The following is a 20,662-nucleotide window of genomic DNA, read 5'->3' on the forward strand; positions in this document are numbered from 1 at the left end:
GCGCTTAACCCTTCCAGTGCAGGACGGTAATGAGCGTGAACAGCCGGCGCGAGGTCTCGAAATCGACCCGCACCTTGCCCTTCAGCCGCTCCTGCAGCGTGCGCGAGCCCTCGTCGTGGATGCCGCGGCGGCCCATGTCGATGGCCTCGATCTTGTCCGGCGTCGCCGTGCGGATCGCCTGGTAGTAGCTGTCGCAGATCATGAAATAGTCCTTCACGATCCGCCGGAACGGCGTCAGCGACAACAGATGCGCGACCACGGGCGTGCCGTCCTCGCGGCGGATGTCGAACATCAGCCGGCTGCCGGTGATGCCGATATGCAGCGTGAACGGCCCCTTCCCGTCGGCGCCCTCCGGCGCGAACAGATTCTGCTCGATCAAATCGTAGATCGCGATCGCGCGCTCATGCTCGATGTCGGGCCCGGAACGGCCGATCGAGTCCTCGTCGAGCGTGACGCCGACGATGCGATTGGTCGAGTCGTCCTGTTCGGGCGGCTGGGTCATGACAAATTGAGGCGCAATCCAATCGAGCGCGAATGGGCATCTAGCCCCTCCGCCTTGCCGAGAATCATCGCGGCCGGACCCAGCGCACGCAGCTGATCCGGGCCGCATTTCAGGATCGAGGTGCGCTTGAGGAAATCGTGCACCGAGAGCCCCGACGAGAATCGTGCCGAGCGCGCCGTCGGCAGCACGTGGTTGGAGCCGCCGACATAGTCGCCGATCGCCTCCGGCGTATGCGGCCCAAGGAACACGGCGCCGGCGTTACGGATCTTTGCGGCGAGCGCGTCGGGATCCTGCGTCATGATCTCAAGATGCTCGGCGGCAATCGCATCCGCGAGCGGAATGGCGTCGTTGAGGCGTTTCACCATGATGATGGCGCCGAAATCGGCCCACGATGCACTGGCGATCGCGGCGCGCGGCAGCGTCTTCAACTGCGCCTCGACGGCCTTTTCGACATCGGCGGCAAGGCGCGCGGAATCGGTAATCAGGATCGACTGCGCGCTGGCATCGTGCTCGGCCTGGGCCAGCAGGTCGGCGGCAATCCAGTCGGCATTGCCGGTGTCATCGGCGATGACGAGCACCTCGGAGGGACCGGCGATCATGTCGATGCCGACCTTGCCGAACACCAGCCGCTTTGCCGCGGCGACATACGCATTGCCGGGTCCGACGATCTTGGCGACGGGCGCGATCGTCGCGGTGCCATGGGCTAGCGCGGCAACCGCCTGCGCGCCGCCGACGCGATAGATCTCGGTGACGCCGCCAAGCTTTGCCGCCGCCAGCACCAGCGGGTTGAGCTTGCCGTCGGGCGAGGGCACCACCATCACGAGACGCGTCACGCCGGCGACCTTTGCCGGCACCGCATTCATCAGCACCGATGACGGATAGGCCGCGGTGCCGCCGGGCACGTAGAGGCCGGCGGATTCGATCGCGGTGTAGCGCCAGCCGAGCTCGACGCCGAGCTGATCGGTGAAACGCTCGTCCTTCGGCAGTTGGCGGCTGTGATAGGTCTCGATGCGATCGCGCGCGAGCTTGAGCGCATCCAGCGTCGCCGCATCGCAGGCTTGCACCGCGGCCTCGATCTCGGTGGCGGTGACGCGCAGGCCGGAGGCATCCAGCGTCAACCGGTCGAACTTTGCCGTGGCCTCGAGCAGGGCGGCATCGCCCCGCTTCGCCACGTCGTCGACGATGGCACGCGCGGCCGCCTCGACGTCGGCCGAGGCCTCGCGCTTGGCGGCGAGGAAGGCCCCGAATCGCTGGTCAAAATCGGCGCTACTGCGGTCGAGACGAACGGGCATCTTGGCTTCTAACTGGTTTTTGGGGGCGCGGTTTGGCTCACCAGGCCCCTGCTCAATGGCGCGGCGGGGAAGCTGCGTCAACCCTTGGGCCGGGCCGTTCCCCTTCGGCGTTGTCCTGGCGAAAGCGGAATGCGTGGCCTTGGCATGCCACTCACCCCTCGCCTTCAGCCTCCAACCCCGTTCCTAGCTGATCCGCTCCCAGATCAGTCAGCTCGCATTCCAGGCATTCGACGTCGAGGCGGATGGCGCCGCCTTGGGCAAACAGGAGCAGCGCGCTCCCGCCGGGGGCGTCCTGGCCGTGGAATTCGATGCCGATAAGGTCCAGGACGGTGTCCGGCGCGTCGAGGTCGATGTTGCGCGACTTGCAGGCGAGCACGCGGTCGAAACGGAGGGCGGCCACCAGCCTGCGCGGCTCGGCCTCGCCGTCCAGCGTCTGCTCCCAGTCCAACCGGCTCATGCCGACGACCAGCCGCTTTTCGCTCTGCCGCCAGATGATGTCCGAGGGCTGCACGCGGGCGTCCTGGACGTGGGCCGAGATCACGGAGAGGTCGTCGGCGTCGAGTGCGATCAGTTTGAGCTGGGGAGACATCGACGGCGCTTTCTGCTTCGGGCGGACGGGGCTCAACGCGCGCCGGCGGCGAAATTTCCCTAGAACTAACGCCCCACTGGTCTAGAGGCTATTGATATCCTCCATCTCCAGCACCTTTCGCGGATACCCCTCCCGCGCAACCCGGATCATGGCGCGGCCGATCTGCTCGGTCGAGGTGACGAGCCGCGGCGAGAACCGGCGCAGCACCGACCACAGTGGCCAGGTTGCGGCATATACGGCCTGCACCCACGCGGTCTTGGAGCGGGCACCGTGGAGCGGTTGGATCGCACCGGGCCGGAACATGTAGGCCGCCCTAAACGGTAGCTTGAGCAGATCGTTCTCGGTCTTGCCCTTGATCCGCGCCCACATCCGCGCACCCTGCTCGGTGGAATCGGTGCCGGCGCCCGTGACATAGACGAATGTCATCTGCGGATTGAGCCGTGCCAGCGCGGTCGCCGCTGCGAGCGTGAGGTCATAGGTGAGACGACGGTAGCGCTCCTCGCTGATGCCGATCGAGGAGACGCCGAGGCAGAAGAAGCAGGCGTCGAAGCCGGTGAGCTGCGCTTCGATCGCCGAATAGTCCGTGAAATCGCCGTGCGTGATCTCCGTGAGCTTGGCGTTGCGCACGCCGGTCGGGCTGCGGCCGATCGCAACCACGCGGTCGATGCCGGCATCGATCAGGCATTCGCGAAAGACGCCCTGCCCGACCATGCCGGTCGCGCCGAAAATGATGATCTGCATCGGGAGCTCCCCGACAGGCTCGCGGCTCATGCGGCGGCCGCGATCTCGTCGAAGGATATACCGGTCAACGTCGCCGAGACATCCCACAGCATGGCTGCCGAGGCGAAATCCTTCGCCTGCGGCATGATCTTCGCCGGCCGCGGCGGCCCTTTCAATTCGTAGAACCCGTTCGGACCGTAATAGCCGCCGGGCTCCGCCGACGGCGAGGTCGCCGCAAACAAAGTCGGCAGCGCACCTTGCGCGGCAGACTGGCTGATGAAGGGCTGCAGCCACCGGCTCACACGCGACTGCAAACTGCTGGTGCCCGGCCCGTTCGAAATCAGATCGGTCCGCGCGTAGCCGGGATGTGCGGCAAGGCTCGTCAGACCCCATCCTGAGGCGAGGCTGCGGCGCTGCAACTCCAGCGAAAACATCAGCATCGCCAGTTTGGACTGGCAATAAGCCCGCCACGGACGATAGGAATGCCTAGCCTGCAGATCGTCGAAATTGATCGTCCCGGAGCGGTGCGCAAGGCTCGAGAGGTTCACGACCCGAGCCGCCTTCGCCCGGCGAAGATGCGGCAACAGCTGCGCCGTCAGCGCGTAGTGACTGAGATAATTGGTGCCGAGCTGCATCTCGAAACCGTCCGCCGTCTGCTGCCGCTTCGGCAGCGCCATCACGCCGGCATTGTTGACGAGCAGGTCGAGCTGCTCGTTGCCGGCGGCGAAGCGCCTGGTAAAATCGGCGACGGAGGCCAGGCTGGCGAGGTCGAGATGCTCGTAGGCGATCAGCGCATTGGGAAAGCGCTCGCAAATGCCCTCGATCGCGCGCATGCCCTTTGCGTCGTTGCGCCCCGTGAGTATGACGATGGCACCGGCGCCCGCCAGCGCCATCGCGGTTTCGTAGCCGAGGCCGCCCGTCGCTCCGGTCACGACGGCAGTCTTGCCGCTGAGGGAGGGGATGTCTGCCGTGGTCCAGTCGGTCATGCCATAGCTCCGTCGGGGCTGGGAAAAGGCCCGCGACGGGTCTAAATGTGCACTGGGTGCAACTTTGCAAGTGGTGAAATGATTTGAAGCTTTCGAAGCTCGCCGGGAAATCGGTCAACAGGCGCACCAAGCCATTGCCGGCAGGAGCAAAATCCGCCGATGGCCCCGGCCTGCGCCAGCGTAAATTGCAAGCGACCCGCGAGCGGTTGACCCGCGCCGCGATGGCACTCTTCCTGGAGCGCGGCTTCGAAGCCACGACCATCGACGATATAGCTGCCGCGGCGGACGTCTCGCGACGCAGCTTCTTCCATTATTTCGCCTCCAAAGAGGACGTGGTCGCGGCCTGGCAGGAAGGCGCCGCCGCCGCGCTGGTCGCGGAGGTCGTGGCGCGACCGGCGGGCGAAACCATGCTGACCGCGGCGGAGAACGCGATCGCGGCAGCGCTCAAGCGGATCGATCCGGCCGAGGCTGCGGCGATGTCGCGGCTCAAGCGCGACAATCCCGCGCTTCGGGCCCGCGATCAGCTCAAATACGAGAAGCTCGAGCGGGCGCTGGCCGAAGGGCTCGCGCAGCGCGCCAGAAACAAATCGGACCAGTTGAAGGCACGCCTCGTCGCCATGATCGCCACCGGCGCGATGCGCGTCGGCGGCGAGAGCTGGATCGGCGGAGGAGCGCGGGAGAAGCCGGAAGCCTTCGTCAAGCGCACCTTCGACGCGATCAGGGCGATATTGGCGTAAGGCCGCTCACTCCCTGAAGAACGCCAGCAGGTCCGCATTGATGGTCTCGGCGTGCGTCGTCGGCATGCCGTGCGGGAAACCCTTGTAGGTCTTCAGCGTGCCGTTCTTCAAGAGCTTGGCCGACAGCGGCGCGGAATCGGCGTAGGGCACGATCTGGTCGTCGTCGCCGTGCATCACCAGCACCGGCACCGTGATCTTCTTCAAATCCTCGGTGAAGTCGGTCTGCGAAAACGCGACGATGCCGTCGTAATGGGCCTTCGCGCCGCCCATCATGCCCTGGCGCCACCAGTTCTGGATCACCGCTTCCGACGGCTTTGCACCGGGACGATTGTAGCCATAGAAGGGGCCGGCCGCGATGTCGCGGTAGAAGCTGGCGCGGCCGGCAGCGAGCTGCACCTGGAAATCGTCGAACACGCTCTTCGGCAGGCCGCCGGGATTGGCCTCCGTCTTCAGCATAAGCGGCGGCACCGCGGAGAGGATCGCGGCCTTCGCCACCCGGCTCTCGCCGTGGCGCGCGATGTAATGCACGACTTCGCCGCCGCCGGTGGAGTGGCCGACATGGATCGCTTTCTTCAGGTCGAGATGCGCGGTCACGGCCGCGAGATCGTCGGCATAATGATCCATGTCGTGGCCGTCGGCGACCTGCGACGAGCGGCCATGGCCGCGACGGTCATGCGCGATGACGCGATAGCCGCGGGTGACGAAGAACATCATCTGCGCGTCCCAATCGTCGGCCGACAGCGGCCATCCGTGGCTGAACACGATTGGCTGGCCACTTCCCCAGTCCTTGTAGAATATCTCGACGCCGTCCTTGGCGGTGATGGTAGGCATTGTCAGGCTCCTTGAATGATCAGGCGAACGCCATCGGCTTGAAGCGGCGCCAGGCACCGACGGTGAGCACCACGAAGAACACCAGCACGAGGCCCTGCACCACGGCGAACACGGGACCTCCGGGCGGCGCCGGCGCCACGGCGGGCGCGAGCGCGGCGAGCGCCGGCACCTTCAGGAACGACTGGATCACCAGCACGAAGACATTGAAATACAGCGAGATCATCGCGGTCACGATGTAGACCGGGCGCCAGACGCCAGCGAGCTTCATGCCGTAGAGCGCGATGCAGGCAATCGCGAGCAGCACCAGCGAGATGATGCCGATGATATGCGACGGCAGCAGCTCCTTGAACGGAAACAGGAAGCCGGTGGCGCTGGTGAGGATCGTGAACAGCAGGAAAATCGCGGTCAGGCCCGGCATCGGCTTCGAGCCGAGCAGGCCGAACATCACGACAAGGCCGGCTGCGATGCCGATCAGGCTGATGATAACATGAACCAGCGTGAAGGCGGGCAAGCTCAACCCAAGAACCATGACATCTCTCCTACTCTCTGCGTCGAGTTCGGGATTGATATTACGGTCCTCATCGGATTGCCACACGCGCTGGTGTCACACATGCGTGCGCAGCCATGCGTCATCGTGCGAATCGACAAACGCATGGCTGAGTTTTTTGCAACGCTGTCACAAACGACGGCAGTTTGTGGTGCGTAGCCCGGATGGAGCGATAGCGTAATCCGGGATTTTCGCATGCAAATGCAGTGTCCCCGGATTGCGCTTCGCTCCATCCGGGCTACGAGTCGACGAAAGTCGAATCGCGGCTCACACTTCCTTGGTGTCGAAGATCAACAGGTCGGCGCCGCCACTGGCGAATTTCGGCACGTCAGCGCCGGTCGCCTTACCTTCCGGGCTAGCGAATGCCGCCTGGATGTCGGCCGTGCTGTCGAAGGTGAGAATGGCAACGAGATGGATTCCGGAAGGTCCAGCGGGGGAGCCGACCGGCCCCTTGCTGATGGCGTACTTCTTCAGGCCTGGAAGTTTCTTCGCGAGCGGAATGTGGGTCTCGGCATAGTATTTGTCGAAGGCCGCAGCATCCGTGGGCGTTTTATACAGCACGACGATTTCAGCCATTTAGTCCTCCCGTTAAGCGTTTTCTTTGTCGATCCTCATGGTGAGGAGGCGCGCGAGCGCCCCTGCGGACGATACTTGCGCATCGCCGCGCGAACCATGCAGGCCCGGCTGTTGCATCCGGGCCTTCGTCCTTCGAGACGCGCGCGATGCGCGCTCCTCAGGATGAGGAGATAGTCCCGCATCACACCGCAGGATGGCAAGCCTCAATCGACTTGCCATCTGCTTGTCTTCTCCTTGACTCATTGTTTGAGCACGATCTTTTCGGAACCGCTGCACGCTTTCCGGATCGTGCTCTAAAGCGCCGGTTTTGCGGCGTCGCCGAGGAAGCCGTGCAGGGAGGCCACGACCTGGGCGCCCTCGCCGATGGCGCCGCCGACGCGCTTGACCGAGCCGGAGCGGACGTCGCCGACGGCGTAGACGCCGGGCACCGAGGTCTCCAGCGGTGCGACCAGTCGGCCCTGGTTCTGCTCGGACTGCGCACCCGTCACGACGAAGCCGCCGCGATCGAGCGTCACGCCGCAGCCGTCGAGCCAGTTGGTGGCGGGATCGGCGCCGACGAACAGGAAGAGATTGCGGATGTCGGCGAAATCCTCGTCGCTCGAGAGCCGGCTCTTCCAGCGGATGCGCCGCAGCAGCGAAGCCTCGTCGCCTTCGAGCGCCGTGATCTCGGTGTTAAACATCAGTTCGATATTCGGCGTGGCTTCGATGCGCTCGATGAGATAGCGCGACATGCTGGCGCCAAGGCCGCCGCCGCGGATGATCATCAGCACTTTTTTGGCGTGCCCCGAGAGGAAAACAGCAGCCTGCCCCGCCGAGTTGCCGGCACCGACCAGCGCCACGTCCTCGCCGGCGCACAGCTTCGCCTCGACCGGCGAGGCCCAATACCAGACGCCGCGGCCTTCGAACTTGTCGAGGTTCTCGATCTCGGGCCGGCGATAGCGCGCGCCGCTCGCGACCACCACCGCGCGCGAATGCAGCGGATCGCAGCCATCAAGCGCCACCGAAAACGCGCCGTCCTTGCGCGTGCAGTCGAGCGACTTCACCGTCACCGGGATCATGATCTCCGCGCCAAACTTTTGCGCCTGGTTGAAGGCGCGCGCGGTCAGGGCCTGGCCGGAAATGCCGGTCGGAAAACCCAGATAGTTTTCGATGCGCGCGCTGGCGCCGGCCTGGCCGCCGAAGGCGCGGGTGTCGAGCACGGCGACCGAGAGGCCTTCGGACGCGGCATACACGGCGGTGGCGAGCCCGGCCGGTCCGGAGCCGACGATCGCGACGTCGTAGATGCGGTCGTTGCGGGGGCCACCGATCATGCCGATCGCGCGCGCAAGCTCGGTTTCGCCGGGATTGCGCAGCACCGCGCCATCGGGTGTGACGACCAGCGGCCAGTCGTCCGGCTTGGGCGAATAACGCGCGATGACGTCGGCGGCGTCGCGATCGCGCGCCGGATCGAGCAGATGATGCGGCTGGCCGTTGCGTGTGAGGAAGCCCTGCAGCCGCACCACGCCTGCCGAATGCGACGGACCGATCAGCACGACGCCGCCGACGCCGCCCTGCAGCAGATTGACCCGGCGCAGGATCAGCGCGCGCATGATGCGCTCGCCGAGCTCGGCCTCGGCGACCAGCAGCGCGCGCAGCCGCTCCGGCGGCAACAGCAGCGTCTCGACATCGCCTTCGGCGCGGCCGTCCACCAGCGCCGGCCGTCCGGAGAGCTGGCTCAGCTCGGCCAAAAATTGCCCCGGCCCCTGGTCGATCAACGGCGTGACATGACCAAGGCCATCGCGCTGGGTGATGGCGACGTGGCCCTTCAGCACGACGAACATGCCCGGCCCGGGCTTCCCGGTTTCGAACAGGAATTCCCCATCGGCATAGTTGCGGACCTCCCCGAAATGTCTCATCCGCTCGATCTCGGCTGATGTCAGCGTCGGAAAGGTCTGTTCAGGGCGGGTGAACCGCGACATCTGCGCGTCACCGTCGGGTCGTTGCGATTCGTCCTGCCCCATTGCCACGTCCATGCACTCCAAAAATTCTAATCGCCAGTCTTGTCGGCTGTCTTGCCGGCGGTCCCCTCATCTAGGGAATCATCTTCGTTCCGCGAGGGGCCGCCACTTGCGGCCCGTTCGCGCGCCTGCATCTTTCGCCGTTTCAGGTTTTCGCGCAGCGCCGATTTCAGCCGGTCGTCGCGAGACGCCCGGTCGTGTCTGGAGTCCTGCTTCGTGCTCTTGTCGTTCTCGTCTGCCATCGAGGTCCATTACAGCGATCGGCGATAACATGCCCGAGGAATAAGGCAGCTCAAGAGGCCCGCGCGATCCGATCGTGCGAAAATCGAAATGGATCGAATCCGGCGCGTCGGGCAACTGGCCAGTTGGGTGGGCATATCGGAACCGAATCCGCGGAAAGTCGGCCGTTTCGAGCCAAAACAGGCATTTTGGCCCCGATATCGACCCGATTTTATCGCTTTGGCGGAGCTAGCAAGCTTGCACAGGAGGGGGGCTTGTGGCAGATATCGGCCCGCTTGGTAGGCCCCTCGTGGCGGCCGATTCTTACCCCAGCACATGCTGCCGTAGCTCAGTGGTAGAGCACTCCATTGGTAATGGAGAGGTCGACAGTTCAATCCTGTCTGGCAGCACCAGCCATCCCTTTGGATGCATTGATTTTATTAATAATTCGGTCCTGAGTGCCACACAGACCAATGGTTTCACTAAAAATACGCATGGACAAGCGCGCCCGTTCTGCCGTTCCTCAACTTCGTTGTCGCGTCCCCACCAAGCTTGTTGATCAGGAAAGGTCCTCCCCCGTTCTTCAAGAGGCTGCGCGAGGACCTTCGATAGCTCGTCGACCATCTCCCGCGGTGCGGGGCGACGATAGTGACCAAACCATAGGTGCCGGCCGGCGTTTACACACTATGTCAGATGCATTTGATTACTTCCGCGCCTACGCCGTCCTTCTCTTTGCAAAGCCCGATCGATGCCCCGCGGCAGGATGAAGCATCTGCAGCGGGTTGCGGGCCAATTTACAACCTCCTCAAGAAGGACATCTGCTCATCAGCTGCTCGACAGGCTGGCTAGTTTGGCAGCGAGTTCGTTGCCGCTGAACGGCTTGACCATTCGCGGAAGATCGGGCGCAACACCTTCGCTTTCGGCATAGCCCGACACCAACAGCACCTGCGTGCCGGGCATTTCCGACCGAACGCGCCGGGCCAGATCCGTGCCGTTCATTCCTGTCATCAGATGGTCCGTAACAAGCAGTTGGGGCTTGAGACCGCCCTCGATCAGGCGGATGGCCTCTTCGGCTGAAGCAGCTTCCAGAACGGCGTATCCGATATCCGTTAGCATGTCGGCGGCTGCCGCACGCACAAGGGGCTCGTCGTCTACGAGAAGCGCCGTTCCAAGCGGGCCCCCGCTGGGCGTCGAGACTTGTTCTTGGCTCTCCGCCTTCACGGGCTCAGCGGTCGAAGGAAGCCAGATATCTATATTCGTGCCCAGCCCCGGGCGGCTTTGAATGGTCAGTGCGCCGCCTAGTTGCGACGCCAAGCCGTGAGCCATCGATAGGCCGAGACCCGTGCCCTTTCCGATGCCCTTGGTTGAGAAGAATGGCTCGATCGCGCGGGCCTTCACTGAGTCGTCCATGCCGACGCCGCTGTCCGCAACCGATAGCCTGACATAGCGGCCAGGCTTCAGATTGGCGCGATGTCCAAACTCGATGTCCTGGGCATCAGCGGTGATGCGCAACGTTCCGCCGTCAGGCATGGCGTCACGCGCATTGACCGCGAGATTGAGGAGAGCCATCTCGAGCTGATTTTCATCGACCTTTGCGGCCGGCAGGTCCTGCTCGAGTTCGACGGAGACCTTGACCTGCGGACCGGACGTACTCGCGATCAAATCCCCCATCCCGCGGATGAGGTCCCCCACCTGGGTCGCTCTGGTTTGGAGTGGCTGCCGACGAGCGAATGCGAGCAAGCGCTGCACAAGCGTCTTGGCCCTATCTGCGGATTGTATCGCTCCGGTGATCAACCGCTGTTCGCGTTCGCCGCCTACGCCTCGGCGCTGCAAGGCATCGAGGGCCCCGACGATCGGCGTCAACAGGTTGTTGAAGTCGTGCGCTACCCCGCCCGTCAGCTGCCCCATGGCCTCCATTTTCTGTCCCTGACGTAGCTGCTCCTCCGCCCTCGCGAGCCGCTCCTGCTCGCGGATACGTTCCGTCACATCGTAGACGAATTGATAGGCGCCGATCCGCTCTCCCTTGCTGTTCCGGAGGGTGTTGTACTTCATTTCGTAGTGGCGACGCTCGCGATCGCCGAACGTCGCAATCTCCGTGAATTCCTCCCCGGATAGTGCGCGGGCCCAAACCGCGCGCACGGCTTCTCGCTCGGCGGGCAGATGCGTCAACAGGTCAAGCATGCACTGCCCGGCTTGCGGACGAACTCCGAAGATCTTCGCGAATTCGTCCGCCGCGGCCTTGTTGATGGCGAGCCAACGGTATTCCAGGTCGACGACCTGCACGAACGCATCCGTCCCTTCGACGATGTCGGCCAAAACCTTGCGTTCAGCCAACACCTCGGAGATTCGGCGCTCCAATGTCTCGTTCAGCTCCTTGAGCTTTGCTTCATTTGCCTTGCGAGCAGTGATGTCGATGGCGGTGCCGGTCACTCGCACGCAGCGGCCGTCATCATCGAACACGCCTCGTCCCTTCGCAGCGACCCAGCGGACGCGACCGTCCTCTTTACCGACGGTTCGATACTCGACATCGTAGAGAGCGCGCTTCTTGGGATCTGCCGCCGCTGCATAAGCTGCGCCGACGAACTCTCGGTCCTCCGGGTGAAGGCCTGAGAAGAAGTCCGCCATCGACACGGGTCTGTCCGGCGAGATACCGAACATCGCCTTGACCACCGGCGGCCAATGCAGGACCTGATTGACCTCATCCACATCCCAGAAGCCGACGTCCGCGTTGGCGGTAGCCAAGCGCAAACGTTCTTCGTTCTCTCGCAGGGCAACATTCATCGCCTGCAATTCCTCTTCGGCACAGCGACGTTCTGCCTCTGCTTCCTCTCTCCGGGTGATGTCGACGTTGACGCCAATCATGCCGAGGAAGTCACCGGAAGCGCCGATGCGAGGATGCGCGACGGTTTCCAGAACCCGGTATGCTCCCGAGGCGCTGCGGTATCGTCCCTTCAGCTCCACCGGAGCCCGTTTCGCAATTGCGCCCCCCACCTGTTCGTGGATGGCAGAGGCGTCGTCGGGATGTATCGTCGACGACCAGTCGAAGTCGGGAATGGCGGCTTCCTCCACTCCCCAGAAGTCACGTAGCAGCCGATTGAGGTGGAGGCATTTTCCCGAGGAGTCACTTATCCAGATCATGACCGGAGCGTGCTCCGACATGAGCCGGAAACGAAGCTCGGATTCCCTCAACTGCGCTTCCGTCATGATTCTGTCGAGCGACAAGCTCAACTGGCGTGCAATGGTGCTGGCTAGACGGGTCTCTCCCTCGCTGAAGCGATGCGGGCACCTATAGTAGGCCATGAACTTGCCGAACACGCGCCCGTTGCGGACGAGGGGAATGAACGCGAGTCCACGAATCCCTTCGTCCTCGATCACCTTCTTCAGGCCCTCGGGTTCGTTCGTTTCCCGAATGTCGGCCAGGAAGATAGGGGGCTCGTCAGTCGTGTCGGGCGTCCATGGCGAGTGACCGTCGACGGCTTTGCGATACTGCTCGCTGATGCCTCTCCAAGCGACGAAGCGCATGTCGGAAGCCGAATCGAACAGCAGGATAGACGCGCGGTCGCACTCGAGCGCTTCGGTAATCGCATCGAGCGCGGCCTCATAGACCTCTTGGGCGGATCTGGCAGCCTGCAAGCGCTCGGTGAGGTGAAAGAGCGTTCCAAGCTCGCGAACGGACCGCGAAAGCGATTCAGCCGCGCTCTTGCGTTCGCTGATGTCCCGGCAAAAAGTCGCTCCGCCTACGATCGAGCCCTTGTCGTCGCGCAGGGGGACGACCGTAAGCTCCACGGCGAGGGCTCTGCCATCCTTGCCCACCCGGTCGGTTTCGAAGGGACCATAGGATTCGCCGGCGCCCACGCGCTCGATCATGTTCTCGGCGGCTGAGCGCTCCGCTTGGGGGACCAGATCCAGCAGCGTGTGACCGGCGATCTCCGAAGCGTCGAACCCCAACAGCCGTTGTGCCGCGGGATTCCACTGCGTGATGATGCCGTCGGTGCGCCAGCACCATATCGCGTCGGGCGAGCCGGCAAGGATTGCGGAAAGCACGACCGCTCCGGGCTCTACTGCCAGGTCGCGAGCGGATTTTGGTTTCAAGACGGAAACCGGTCGGTCAGCCCTGCTCGACATCCTTCCCCCCATAGCGGCCGCCTTTTGAGATTAGACGCTCAAATGTCTCGCTCGATTGCCGGATAACAAAACCTTACCCAACGACATGGGTTAGGGTTGGTTCCAAAGGTGGGCCCAAGATCGTAGGCTGATAGCGTTCGAAGGGTCAGATCCGTCAGCTCCCCGCAGCTAACGGCATTTCCTTCTCGCCCGGGTGTGGTAAATGATACTTCGTGGTGCACCTTGAGGGTGCACATAGAAATTGATCGGCGGACTGAAAAGTACAACAAAATCAAAAGTCGCCGGGATTGGTATCACAGTTCAATCCTGTCTGGCAGCACCGTTCCCCCGGTCAAATCACATACAGATCAGCATTCTCGCGGCATCAAACGCCCGAGTTTTGCTTTTTCCGTAGCCCTCCTCTGTGAAGAGGGCGCAGGGAAGACCGGGTGCCGGCTGGCACCCGCGGTCCGCTGCGCAAAGATGTAGCGCAAAGAGACCGCACAGCAGCATACAGGTGACGCCGAACACTCGGCCTTCCCTGCGCAGTGGGTTGACGGCTTATGCCGCGCTCTCCCCGGCGACGAGTTCCTTTTTGTCACCGTCGCCTTGCGAATTGGCGATGGCCAAAGACCCGGTTGAGCCTCGATCCATCTCCGCAAGGCTTGACCGTAGCAACGACGGCCAGGACCACACGATTTTGCCGTACGCAGCGATCCGGCTTCGCCAAGAGGCTTCGCCGGACACGTCCTGCTTTGCCCAAAAGGGCTTCGCAGGGCGTTGGCGCCGGTCGTCCGCACGCTAGACAAGACCTCACGAGGTTCATCTCGCCCTGGTCCCGTCTTCGTGCCCGACGCTGCCGCGTCCACCACACCCCGATCCACGTTCGTTACGACGGACGATCGCCCCTCTCCCTGGACCGGGATGGCGGTTAGATACTGCGATTCCGAATTTCGGTAAAGTGGAATATTTTTGTGAGGGAGGGTTGACGGACCTTGGGGGGAGGCGGGTGTTTTGCCCGACGGGTCGCCCTTGGCCACGCGTGCTGCTTTTGACATAATCGGCGAATCCAAGAGGCAATCCCGCGACAGTCCTGGCGCAGCTAAGACCTTGTTCGGTGGCCAAGCATGCATGACGGGTTTCGCAAGTGCTCTGCCCATCCTACGCGAGCTTAAGACTAAGAAGGAGAGAGGCATGCTTGGGAACGCGAAGGTGGCAACCCGGCTTCCAGCCAAAGACCTGGATCGGGCGCGAGCGTTCTATTCGGAAAAGCTCGGGCTTGAGCCGGTCGAACAGCGCGAGGGTGGACTCCGTTACGTCTGTGCGAATGGCGAGTTTGCGATATTCATTTCGGCCGGACTGCCATTCGGCACGCACACACAGATGGGCTGGGAAGTCGAGGATATCGAGGCAACGGTGCGCGAGCTTCGCGTGCGGGGAGTCGAGTTCGAGGAATATGACCTACCCGGCTTGAAGACCGTTGATGGAATTGCCGCGATTACCGGGAATTACCGCAGCAAGGGTATCGGTGAGCGGGGCGCGTGGTTCCGCGACAGCGAAGGTAACCTGCTGGGAATCGGGCAGCCGATTCGATCTTGACGAGCAGCTGGGTCGCTCGTGTCGTCGACATGCGGATGGCCACCGCCAACCATCGCAGCCTTGCGGCGGTGACGAAACATGATGGGTTTCGCAAGTGCTCTACCCATCCTACGCATTATCACTTGTCGCCACCCACCTGATGCCCCGCAAAGCGATCGTCGGACCGGCGCAGCCGTCGGCAGAGCTCGCGATTGATGTTCTGCAGGACGATCACATAGGCGTGGATATCGGCCTTGTAGCAGGCATAGAGCTTCTGGGCGGTCAACTCGTAGAGCACCGTCGGACTTTCCGCGATCACCGTGGCGGATCGATTCTGCATTTCGATCAGCGTCATCTCGCCGAAGAAATCGCCGGGCTCCAGAACGGAAATCGGGATGACGTTGCCCGCATTCGCTCGCTTACTCACCGCCAGCCGGCCGGATTTGACGATGAACAGCGAGCGTCCGGGTTCGCCCTCCGTCACGACGGTTGCTCCGGTATCAAATCGGCACTCGACCAGCATCGACATCAGGAGGTCGAGACTTTGATCCGGGATACCGCCGAAGAACGGTGTGGCGAGCAGGAACGCTTTCACGTCGGGGACACTGACGGCCATCGCGGGAGGATAATCTTCACGGCCTTCCGCGGCAAGCAGAGGAGACATCGGCGCTGACGATGCTCAACGTGTTGGAACAAGGCGGTCAGCGAAAATTTCGTAGCTCGTAGATGAGCAAAGCGAAGCGTGCCCACCAACAACTATTGATAGATAGATGGTGGGCACGGCGCTACGCGCCTTTGCCCACCCTACTCTTACTGCCGCGCAACACTCTCGCCGCGGAGCGTCCGCTTTCGCCAGAGGTCAACCATCACCTTGACGGTCGCCGCAAGCACAGCTGCGCACAGCGCTGCCTTCGAGATCGTCTCCATCGTCCCCTCGATCAGCAGGCAATGGGCCACGCTTCCTGCGACGATGACGATCGCGAGGGGAATATGGACGATGCGCCAGGTGCGCAGCCGCAGTCCCAATCGTCGGCGTAGCAGCGCCAGAAGCGCGACCGTGAAGAGGGCCCACATGGCGGTCACGCCGAAGGGGGAGAACGGCGTCGGCGATGTATAGGTCAGGGCGTCGATCATATCGGGCGGGCTGGTGATCCAGAGGCCGGCGACATGGATCACGACTGCCAGAGTGAGCGCGCCGCCGATCCAGTGATGGGCGCGCCGGCCGCGATAGGCCGACAGACCCGGCAGATATCCGCCGATCAGCAGGGGCTGAACGAGCACGAGACCGAGCGCGATAATCCCGGCGAAGCCGGCGAGGATGTAGACCGGGCCGCGCCATGCGAGCTGCTCGCTTCCGGCAGCGAGCGCGATCGGCACGCCGATGGCCAAAGCAAGGGCAACCCAGATCAGGGACGCCCGGGCCGATCTCCAGCCTTTCATTTGCAATGCGGTCAGGCCGGCTGCAGCACGAAATGCGCTTCCAGGCTGGTTTCCTTGGCGCTCCGCATCACCGGTCGCAGGAAAACGGTTTTGAACTCACCGCTGTCATAGGCGAGGTGGCCATGCGGCTGGCCGAAGATGGGAATGATCTGCGGCATCTCGAGCCGGAACTTGCCGTCCTTGTCAGTGAGCGTGGCGCCATGGCTCTGCGGCTCGTGCTCCTGTCCTTCGGTGGTGTGCGCCCAGATCTGGATGCGCTGGTCTGCGAGCGGCGCCCCGTCGCCGGCGCGGCGCACGGTGCCACTCATCCAGAAGCCGCCCTTGCCGATCCGCTCCACGATCGCCGCGCCCTTGCGGTAGTTGTTCGCCCCGCCCGACATCGTCTCGGTCGGCGCGAGGCCGTCCGCGCGTGCCGGCAATATCAGCCCGGGAACGCTGGTTGCCAACATGCCGGTGGCCAGGGCGGAGCCGCCAGCGACAAGGAGGTTGCGGCGATTGAGTAGAACCGTGGTCATGTCGGTTCCTCCTGCAACGGAGCAGTAGCTCCGGCAATGGTACAACAACAGGGGCGAGACGCCCAGTTGAGACGAGGGGTGGAACGGGGCGCGATGACGGTGTTGTGAACGGGGGTGCAGGCCGCTCGCACACGCCATCAATGATCGTCTTCTTCCTTCACCAGCGTCAACAAGCGAAGCGTCAGGAACGTGAATACGGCGACCGTCACCGCGACATCGTAAGCGCCGAGCCCGACGGAGACGCCGATGGCGCCGGTGGCCCAGAGGCTCGCGGCCGTCGCGGTGCCCTGCACCGAATTCCCCTGCTTGAGGATAGCGCCACCGCCGATAAAGCCGATGCCGGTGATGAGGCCCTCGATCACCTTTGCCATCCCGTCAGGCGAATGCACGAGCAGGCTTTCGCTGGCCTGCACGAAGCCGCAACTTGCCATTGCGACCAGCGGAAAAGTGCGCAAGCCCGCGCTGCGCGCCCGCTTCTCGCGGTCCCACCCGATCGGAACCGCCAGCGCGAAGGCCGCAGCCAGCGCAACGACATGAACGCCGATATTGAATCTGTCCAAGAAAGCCCCCGAAATGAAAATCGTCGCCGTTGATCAAACCGGCCGGCAACGCCGCAATGCAGCTCGCGGTTTCCATGCAGGCGGATTTGCCGCATGCATCAGCAGCAAGGACTTCGCCTCCGCGTAAGGGAGGCGGCGCAGCACAATGATCGTTTCGGCTGGTATTCCTGCGGCCGGCCCCTACATGTCGAGTCCACGTTCCCATCGCACGCGCCGTCCGGACCTGCCCATGATCCCCTTCTCCGTGCTCGACCTCGCGCCCATCCGCCAAGGCGGCGACGCCGCGCAGGCCTTCCGTAACTCGCTCGATCTGGCGCAGCATGCCGAAGCCTGGGGCTACAAACGCTTCTGGCTGGCCGAGCATCACAACATGACGGGCATCGCGAGTGCGGCGACGTCGGTGGTGATCGGGCATATCGCGGGCGGCACTAAAACCATCCGGGTCGGTTCCGGCGGAATCATGCTGCCGAACCATTCGCCGCTGGTCATCGCCGAGCAGTTCGGCACGCTGGCCTCGCTCTATCCCGGGCGGATCGATCTCGGGCTAGGGCGGGCGCCGGGCACCGACCAGTTCACCGCGCGGGCGCTGCGGCGCGATCTCGCCACCAGTTCCGAGAATTTTCCGCAGGACGTGCTGGAGTTGCAGGCGCTGCTCGGCGACGTGCAGCCGAACCAGGCCATCCGCGCCGTGCCGGGCATGGGGACGAAGGTGCCGCTGTGGATCCTGGGCTCCAGCACCTTTGGCGCGCAGCTCGCAGGCATGCTCGGCCTGCCGTTCGCGTTCGCCTCGCATTTCGCGCCGCAGATGATGATGCCGGCGCTGCGCGAGTATCGCGCGCGCTTCGAGCGGTCGGCCCAGCTCGACAAGCCCTACGCGATGGTCGGGGTCAACGTGTTCGCCGCCGACAGCGACGCGGACGCGCAGCGCATGTTCTCCTCGCTGCAGCAGCAGTTCATCAATCTGCGCCGCGGCACGCCGGGTCCGCTGCCGCCGCCGGTCGACGACATGGACGCGCTGTGGTCGCCGGCCGAAAAGGCGATGGTCGGTCAGTCGCTGTCGTGCTCGGCGGTCGGCACGCCTGACATGGTCGAAGCGAAGCTGAAGGCGCTGATCGCCGAGACCGGCGCGGACGAACTGATGACCACGGGCCAGATCTACGACCACGCCGCACGGCTGCGCTCGTTCGAGATCGCAGCCGGGGTAAGGGATCGGCTGGCGGGGTGAGCGCAGAGTCTGGCGCGGCCGACTTGGCAATGGCGCGTTCGTCATTGCGAGCGCAGAGAAGCAATCCAGAGTGCTTCTGCGGAAGCAAGTCTGGATTGCTTCGTCGCTCCGCTCCTCGCAATGACGGGTCGCCCTAATCCGGAAAGCCGAACAGCTTTGCCGGATTGTGCACCAATATCTTCTCCAGCTCCGCCTGGTCGGGCGCGTAGCGGTACATCAACTCCAGCAGATCGGCGTCGTTGGGCGGCTGCTTCACCGAGACCGGGTGCGGCCAGTCGCTGGCCCAGACGCAGCGGTCGACCGCGGCCTCGATATAGGCCCGCGCGATCGGGATGACGTCGTCGTAAGGAGCACCGCGCTTCGAGGTCTTTTCGCCGAGCGACAGCATCACCCAGAAATTGCCCTTGGCGAGCAGCTCCAGCATCTTGCGCAGGTTCGGATCGTTTCTGCCGGCTTCCGGATCGGGCCGGGCCATGTGGTCGATCAGCACGGGGACGTCGAGGTTCTCGTATTTGGCGACGCTCGACATGATGCCGTCCTTCTCGGGCTGGATCTTGACGTACCAGCCGAGCTCGCGGATACGCGCAATCGCGCGGGCGAAATCAGCATCCGACAGCACGGCGCCGAGCTCCTGGCGGAAGCTGAAGCGCGCGCCGCGGACACCCGCATCATGCAGCTTGGCGAGATAAGCATCGTTCGCCTCGGCGAACACCAGCGCGTTGGCGCAGCCGCGATAGTTCGGGCCCATCGCGGCGAGACCGTCGAGCACGACGGCATGATCGGCGCCATAGGTGGTGGTCTGCACGATGATGCCGCGCTCGATGCCGAGCGTCTTGTGCACGCGCAGCGCCGCTTCCCAGGTCGCGGTCGGCATCCGATAGGCAGCACCAGGACGCTCCGGATATTTGTCGATGGGGCCCAGCACGTGAAACTGGCTGTCGACGGTTTTGGGCGGTGGCGCCTTGACCGGGCGGCGCGGGTTCGGATCGAACGGCAGATAGGTCGGCATACGCGAAACTCCCTCAGTCGATCATTGCGGTGAAGTCACACTGCACCAGCGCGCCGCCATCCATGTTGTCCATCGGCAGCGCGTGGCGTGCCGGACGTGAATGCTCGTCCGGAAACATTTTTAGCCACTCGACATTGACCGGCCCGCGCTGCGTGCGGTCCTTCAGCCACACCGTCATCTTGATGATGTCGTCCGTGGTGCCGCCGGCGGCTTCCACCGTCGCCTTCATATGCGCGAACATGTTGGCGCATTGCGCGTCCAGGCTCTCGGGCATTGCGCCAGCCGCATCGCGGCCCAGGATGACGCCCGACATCACGAGATTGCCGATGCGGCAGGCGTTCGGAATCGGGTTGGCGTGCTTGAAGCCGCCGATATGGATGCTCTTGCGCCGCGTGTGACCGGTCATGATGCGCTCCTTCTTGCTAGCTTGTTCAGACGAATTGGCACGACACCGATCCGAAGGCGCCATAATCGGCATGAAACGTGTCGCCACGGCGGATGTCGACCGGACGCGTGAACGATCCGGCCAGCACCACCTCGCCGGCGGCGAGATGCTCGTCATGCGGCGCGAGGCGGTTGGCGAGCCAGGCGATGCCGTTGGCGGGATGATTGAGCACGCCGGCCGCAAGCCCGGTTTCCTCGACCTCGCCGTTGCGGAACAGCAGCGCGCCGATCCAGCGCATGTCCGCGTCCATCGGACGGAACGGCCGGCCGCCGAGCACCAGCGCGGCGTTGGCCGCGTTGTCCGAGATCGTGTCCATGACCTTTCGCGCCTTGCCGGTCTCGGGATCGACGCGGTGCATGCGCGTCTCCAGGATCTCCAGCGCCGGGGTGACGTAGTCGGTGGCGTTGAGCACGTCGAAGATGGTGCAATCCGGCCCGCGCAGCGGCGCCTTCAGCACGAAGGCGAGCTCGACCTCGATTCGCGGCGCGTGAAAGCGGTCGAACGGAATCGGCGTGGCGTCGGCATAGAACATGTCGGCGAACAGCACGCCGTAATCCGGCTCGGAAATGCCGACCGCGTTCTGCATCGCCTTCGAGGTCAGGCCGATCTTGTGGCCCTTGATGACGCGACCGCGACTGATCTGGAGTTTGGTCCAGGCGCGCTGAACGGCATAGGCATCCTCGATGCTGAAATCGGGATGGTCTTTGGTGAACATCGTGATCAGCGTCTTGGTGCGCTCGGCCTCGTCGAGCCGCGCGGCAAGGCGTTCGATCGTGGGAGTATCCAGCAT

The 20,662-nt window shown here is 63.8% G+C and carries 21 protein-coding genes and 1 tRNA gene; 4 read left to right on the forward strand and 18 right to left on the reverse strand.

What is annotated here, in order from left to right; translation table 11 throughout:
* Positions 1-4: 4 nt before the first annotated feature.
* From AC0L21_RS24940 to AC0L21_RS24960, 5 genes are all read right to left on the reverse strand, one after another.
* The gene (locus AC0L21_RS24940; protein WP_018453111.1) at positions 5-502 is read right to left on the reverse strand and encodes a UPF0262 family protein; all 498 of its coding nucleotides are present in this window, start codon (positions 500-502) and stop codon (positions 5-7) included.
* Positions 499-1,794: a histidinol dehydrogenase gene (hisD, locus tag AC0L21_RS24945; RefSeq protein ID WP_473264382.1), complete on the reverse strand. Its 1,296-nt coding sequence runs from the start codon at positions 1,792-1,794 to the stop codon at positions 499-501. The genes AC0L21_RS24940 and hisD overlap by 4 nt, the downstream gene beginning before the upstream one ends.
* A gap of 151 nt (positions 1,795-1,945) precedes the next feature.
* Complete coding sequence (locus AC0L21_RS24950) at positions 1,946-2,383, reverse strand: DUF2948 family protein (RefSeq protein ID WP_473264383.1); 438 nt, start codon at positions 2,381-2,383, stop codon at positions 1,946-1,948.
* An 81-nt stretch (positions 2,384-2,464) separates the two neighbouring features.
* The gene (locus AC0L21_RS24955; RefSeq protein WP_473264384.1) at positions 2,465-3,124 is read right to left on the reverse strand and encodes an NAD(P)H-binding protein; all 660 of its coding nucleotides are present in this window, start codon (positions 3,122-3,124) and stop codon (positions 2,465-2,467) included.
* A gap of 26 nt (positions 3,125-3,150) precedes the next feature.
* Positions 3,151-4,089, reverse strand: coding sequence for an SDR family oxidoreductase (locus AC0L21_RS24960; protein WP_473264385.1), 939 nt, complete (start codon positions 4,087-4,089; stop codon positions 3,151-3,153).
* 83 nt (positions 4,090-4,172) lie between these two features.
* On the opposite strand from AC0L21_RS24960, the gene AC0L21_RS24965 reads away from it, so the two are divergent.
* Positions 4,173-4,826 (forward strand): TetR/AcrR family transcriptional regulator, encoded by a 654-nt coding sequence (locus AC0L21_RS24965; RefSeq protein ID WP_473264386.1) that lies wholly within the window; start codon positions 4,173-4,175, stop codon positions 4,824-4,826.
* A 6-nt stretch (positions 4,827-4,832) separates the two neighbouring features.
* Here AC0L21_RS24965 and AC0L21_RS24970 read toward each other — a convergent pair whose 3' ends face one another.
* The 5 genes from AC0L21_RS24970 to AC0L21_RS24990 form a co-directional block, all read right to left on the reverse strand.
* Positions 4,833-5,657: an alpha/beta fold hydrolase gene (locus AC0L21_RS24970; protein WP_473264387.1), complete on the reverse strand. Its 825-nt coding sequence runs from the start codon at positions 5,655-5,657 to the stop codon at positions 4,833-4,835.
* A 19-nt stretch (positions 5,658-5,676) separates the two neighbouring features.
* Positions 5,677-6,186, reverse strand: a complete 510-nt coding sequence (locus AC0L21_RS24975) for a hypothetical protein (RefSeq protein ID WP_473264388.1) — start codon at positions 6,184-6,186, stop codon at positions 5,677-5,679.
* 285 nt (positions 6,187-6,471) lie between these two features.
* Positions 6,472-6,780, reverse strand: coding sequence for an EthD family reductase (locus AC0L21_RS24980; protein WP_007615494.1), 309 nt, complete (start codon positions 6,778-6,780; stop codon positions 6,472-6,474).
* A 293-nt stretch (positions 6,781-7,073) separates the two neighbouring features.
* Entirely contained in the window at positions 7,074-8,780 is a 1,707-nt protein-coding gene (locus tag AC0L21_RS24985; RefSeq protein WP_473264389.1) for an FAD-dependent oxidoreductase, read from the reverse strand.
* 26 nt (positions 8,781-8,806) lie between these two features.
* Complete coding sequence (locus AC0L21_RS24990) at positions 8,807-9,019, reverse strand: hypothetical protein (protein WP_473264390.1); 213 nt, start codon at positions 9,017-9,019, stop codon at positions 8,807-8,809.
* A gap of 315 nt (positions 9,020-9,334) precedes the next feature.
* Between AC0L21_RS24990 and AC0L21_RS24995 the strand changes: the two genes are divergently transcribed.
* A tRNA-Thr gene (locus tag AC0L21_RS24995) sits at positions 9,335-9,409 on the forward strand.
* Between the two features lie 412 nt (positions 9,410-9,821).
* Here the strand turns inward: AC0L21_RS24995 and AC0L21_RS25000 are convergent.
* Positions 9,822-13,040 (reverse strand): PAS domain S-box protein, encoded by a 3,219-nt coding sequence (locus AC0L21_RS25000; protein ID WP_473264391.1) that lies wholly within the window; start codon positions 13,038-13,040, stop codon positions 9,822-9,824.
* A gap of 1,254 nt (positions 13,041-14,294) precedes the next feature.
* Here AC0L21_RS25000 and AC0L21_RS25005 point away from each other — a divergent pair.
* The gene (locus tag AC0L21_RS25005) at positions 14,295-14,699 is read left to right on the forward strand and encodes a VOC family protein (protein ID WP_473264392.1); all 405 of its coding nucleotides are present in this window, start codon (positions 14,295-14,297) and stop codon (positions 14,697-14,699) included.
* Between the two features lie 118 nt (positions 14,700-14,817).
* On the opposite strand, the gene AC0L21_RS25010 is transcribed toward AC0L21_RS25005, so the two are convergent.
* From AC0L21_RS25010 to AC0L21_RS25025, 4 genes are all read right to left on the reverse strand, one after another.
* Positions 14,818-15,294, reverse strand: a complete 477-nt coding sequence (locus AC0L21_RS25010; protein WP_473264393.1) for a Crp/Fnr family transcriptional regulator — start codon at positions 15,292-15,294, stop codon at positions 14,818-14,820.
* 194 nt (positions 15,295-15,488) lie between these two features.
* Positions 15,489-16,118: a ferric reductase-like transmembrane domain-containing protein gene (locus AC0L21_RS25015; protein ID WP_473264394.1), complete on the reverse strand. Its 630-nt coding sequence runs from the start codon at positions 16,116-16,118 to the stop codon at positions 15,489-15,491.
* Between the two features lie 11 nt (positions 16,119-16,129).
* Positions 16,130-16,633 carry a peptidase associated/transthyretin-like domain-containing protein gene (locus AC0L21_RS25020; protein WP_473264395.1) on the reverse strand — a complete coding sequence of 168 codons (504 nt, stop codon included), beginning with the start codon at positions 16,631-16,633 and terminating at the stop codon, positions 16,130-16,132.
* Positions 16,634-16,770: 137 nt separating this feature from the next.
* Positions 16,771-17,193 (reverse strand): MgtC/SapB family protein, encoded by a 423-nt coding sequence (locus AC0L21_RS25025; RefSeq protein ID WP_473264396.1) that lies wholly within the window; start codon positions 17,191-17,193, stop codon positions 16,771-16,773.
* 229 nt (positions 17,194-17,422) lie between these two features.
* Between AC0L21_RS25025 and AC0L21_RS25030 the strand changes: the two genes are divergently transcribed.
* Positions 17,423-18,418, forward strand: a complete 996-nt coding sequence (locus tag AC0L21_RS25030) for an LLM class flavin-dependent oxidoreductase (RefSeq protein WP_473264397.1) — start codon at positions 17,423-17,425, stop codon at positions 18,416-18,418.
* Between the two features lie 133 nt (positions 18,419-18,551).
* On the opposite strand, the gene AC0L21_RS25035 is transcribed toward AC0L21_RS25030, so the two are convergent.
* From AC0L21_RS25035 to hpaH, 3 genes are read right to left on the reverse strand one after another with little or no spacing between them, the layout of a single operon-like run.
* The gene (locus tag AC0L21_RS25035; protein ID WP_473264399.1) at positions 18,552-19,427 is read right to left on the reverse strand and encodes an amidohydrolase family protein; all 876 of its coding nucleotides are present in this window, start codon (positions 19,425-19,427) and stop codon (positions 18,552-18,554) included.
* A gap of 13 nt (positions 19,428-19,440) precedes the next feature.
* A complete protein-coding gene (locus AC0L21_RS25040; protein ID WP_219682465.1) occupies positions 19,441-19,833 on the reverse strand; it encodes a RidA family protein in 393 nt (130 codons plus the stop codon).
* 25 nt (positions 19,834-19,858) lie between these two features.
* Positions 19,859-20,662: a 2-oxo-hept-4-ene-1,7-dioate hydratase gene (gene hpaH / locus AC0L21_RS25045; protein ID WP_473264400.1), complete on the reverse strand. Its 804-nt coding sequence runs from the start codon at positions 20,660-20,662 to the stop codon at positions 19,859-19,861.

This window comes from Bradyrhizobium sp. WSM4873, assembly GCF_055811355.1.

Excerpts from the sequence above, each read along its gene's own strand:
- AC0L21_RS24940 (WP_018453111.1), bottom strand. The coding sequence starts at position 502 with ATGACCCAGCCGCCCGAACAGGACGACTCGACCAATCGCATCGTCGGC.
- hisD (WP_473264382.1), bottom strand. The coding sequence starts at position 1,794 with ATGCCCGTTCGTCTCGACCGCAGTAGCGCCGATTTTGACCAGCGATTC.
- AC0L21_RS24950 (WP_473264383.1), bottom strand. The coding sequence starts at position 2,383 with ATGTCTCCCCAGCTCAAACTGATCGCACTCGACGCCGACGACCTCTCC.
- AC0L21_RS24955 (WP_473264384.1), bottom strand. The coding sequence starts at position 3,124 with ATGCAGATCATCATTTTCGGCGCGACCGGCATGGTCGGGCAGGGCGTC.
- AC0L21_RS24960 (WP_473264385.1), bottom strand. The coding sequence starts at position 4,089 with ATGACCGACTGGACCACGGCAGACATCCCCTCCCTCAGCGGCAAGACT.
- AC0L21_RS24970 (WP_473264387.1), bottom strand. The coding sequence starts at position 5,657 with ATGCCTACCATCACCGCCAAGGACGGCGTCGAGATATTCTACAAGGAC.
- AC0L21_RS24975 (WP_473264388.1), bottom strand. The coding sequence starts at position 6,186 with ATGGTTCTTGGGTTGAGCTTGCCCGCCTTCACGCTGGTTCATGTTATC.
- AC0L21_RS24980 (WP_007615494.1), bottom strand. The coding sequence starts at position 6,780 with ATGGCTGAAATCGTCGTGCTGTATAAAACGCCCACGGATGCTGCGGCC.
- AC0L21_RS24985 (WP_473264389.1), bottom strand. The coding sequence starts at position 8,780 with ATGGGGCAGGACGAATCGCAACGACCCGACGGTGACGCGCAGATGTCG.
- AC0L21_RS24990 (WP_473264390.1), bottom strand. The coding sequence starts at position 9,019 with ATGGCAGACGAGAACGACAAGAGCACGAAGCAGGACTCCAGACACGAC.
- AC0L21_RS25005 (WP_473264392.1), top strand. The coding sequence starts at position 14,295 with ATGCTTGGGAACGCGAAGGTGGCAACCCGGCTTCCAGCCAAAGACCTG.
- AC0L21_RS25010 (WP_473264393.1), bottom strand. The coding sequence starts at position 15,294 with ATGGCCGTCAGTGTCCCCGACGTGAAAGCGTTCCTGCTCGCCACACCG.
- AC0L21_RS25015 (WP_473264394.1), bottom strand. The coding sequence starts at position 16,118 with ATGAAAGGCTGGAGATCGGCCCGGGCGTCCCTGATCTGGGTTGCCCTT.
- AC0L21_RS25020 (WP_473264395.1), bottom strand. The coding sequence starts at position 16,633 with ATGACCACGGTTCTACTCAATCGCCGCAACCTCCTTGTCGCTGGCGGC.
- AC0L21_RS25030 (WP_473264397.1), top strand. The coding sequence starts at position 17,423 with ATGATCCCCTTCTCCGTGCTCGACCTCGCGCCCATCCGCCAAGGCGGC.
- AC0L21_RS25035 (WP_473264399.1), bottom strand. The coding sequence starts at position 19,427 with ATGCCGACCTATCTGCCGTTCGATCCGAACCCGCGCCGCCCGGTCAAG.
- AC0L21_RS25040 (WP_219682465.1), bottom strand. The coding sequence starts at position 19,833 with ATGACCGGTCACACGCGGCGCAAGAGCATCCATATCGGCGGCTTCAAG.
- hpaH (WP_473264400.1), bottom strand. The coding sequence starts at position 20,662 with ATGCTGGATACTCCCACGATCGAACGCCTTGCCGCGCGGCTCGACGAG.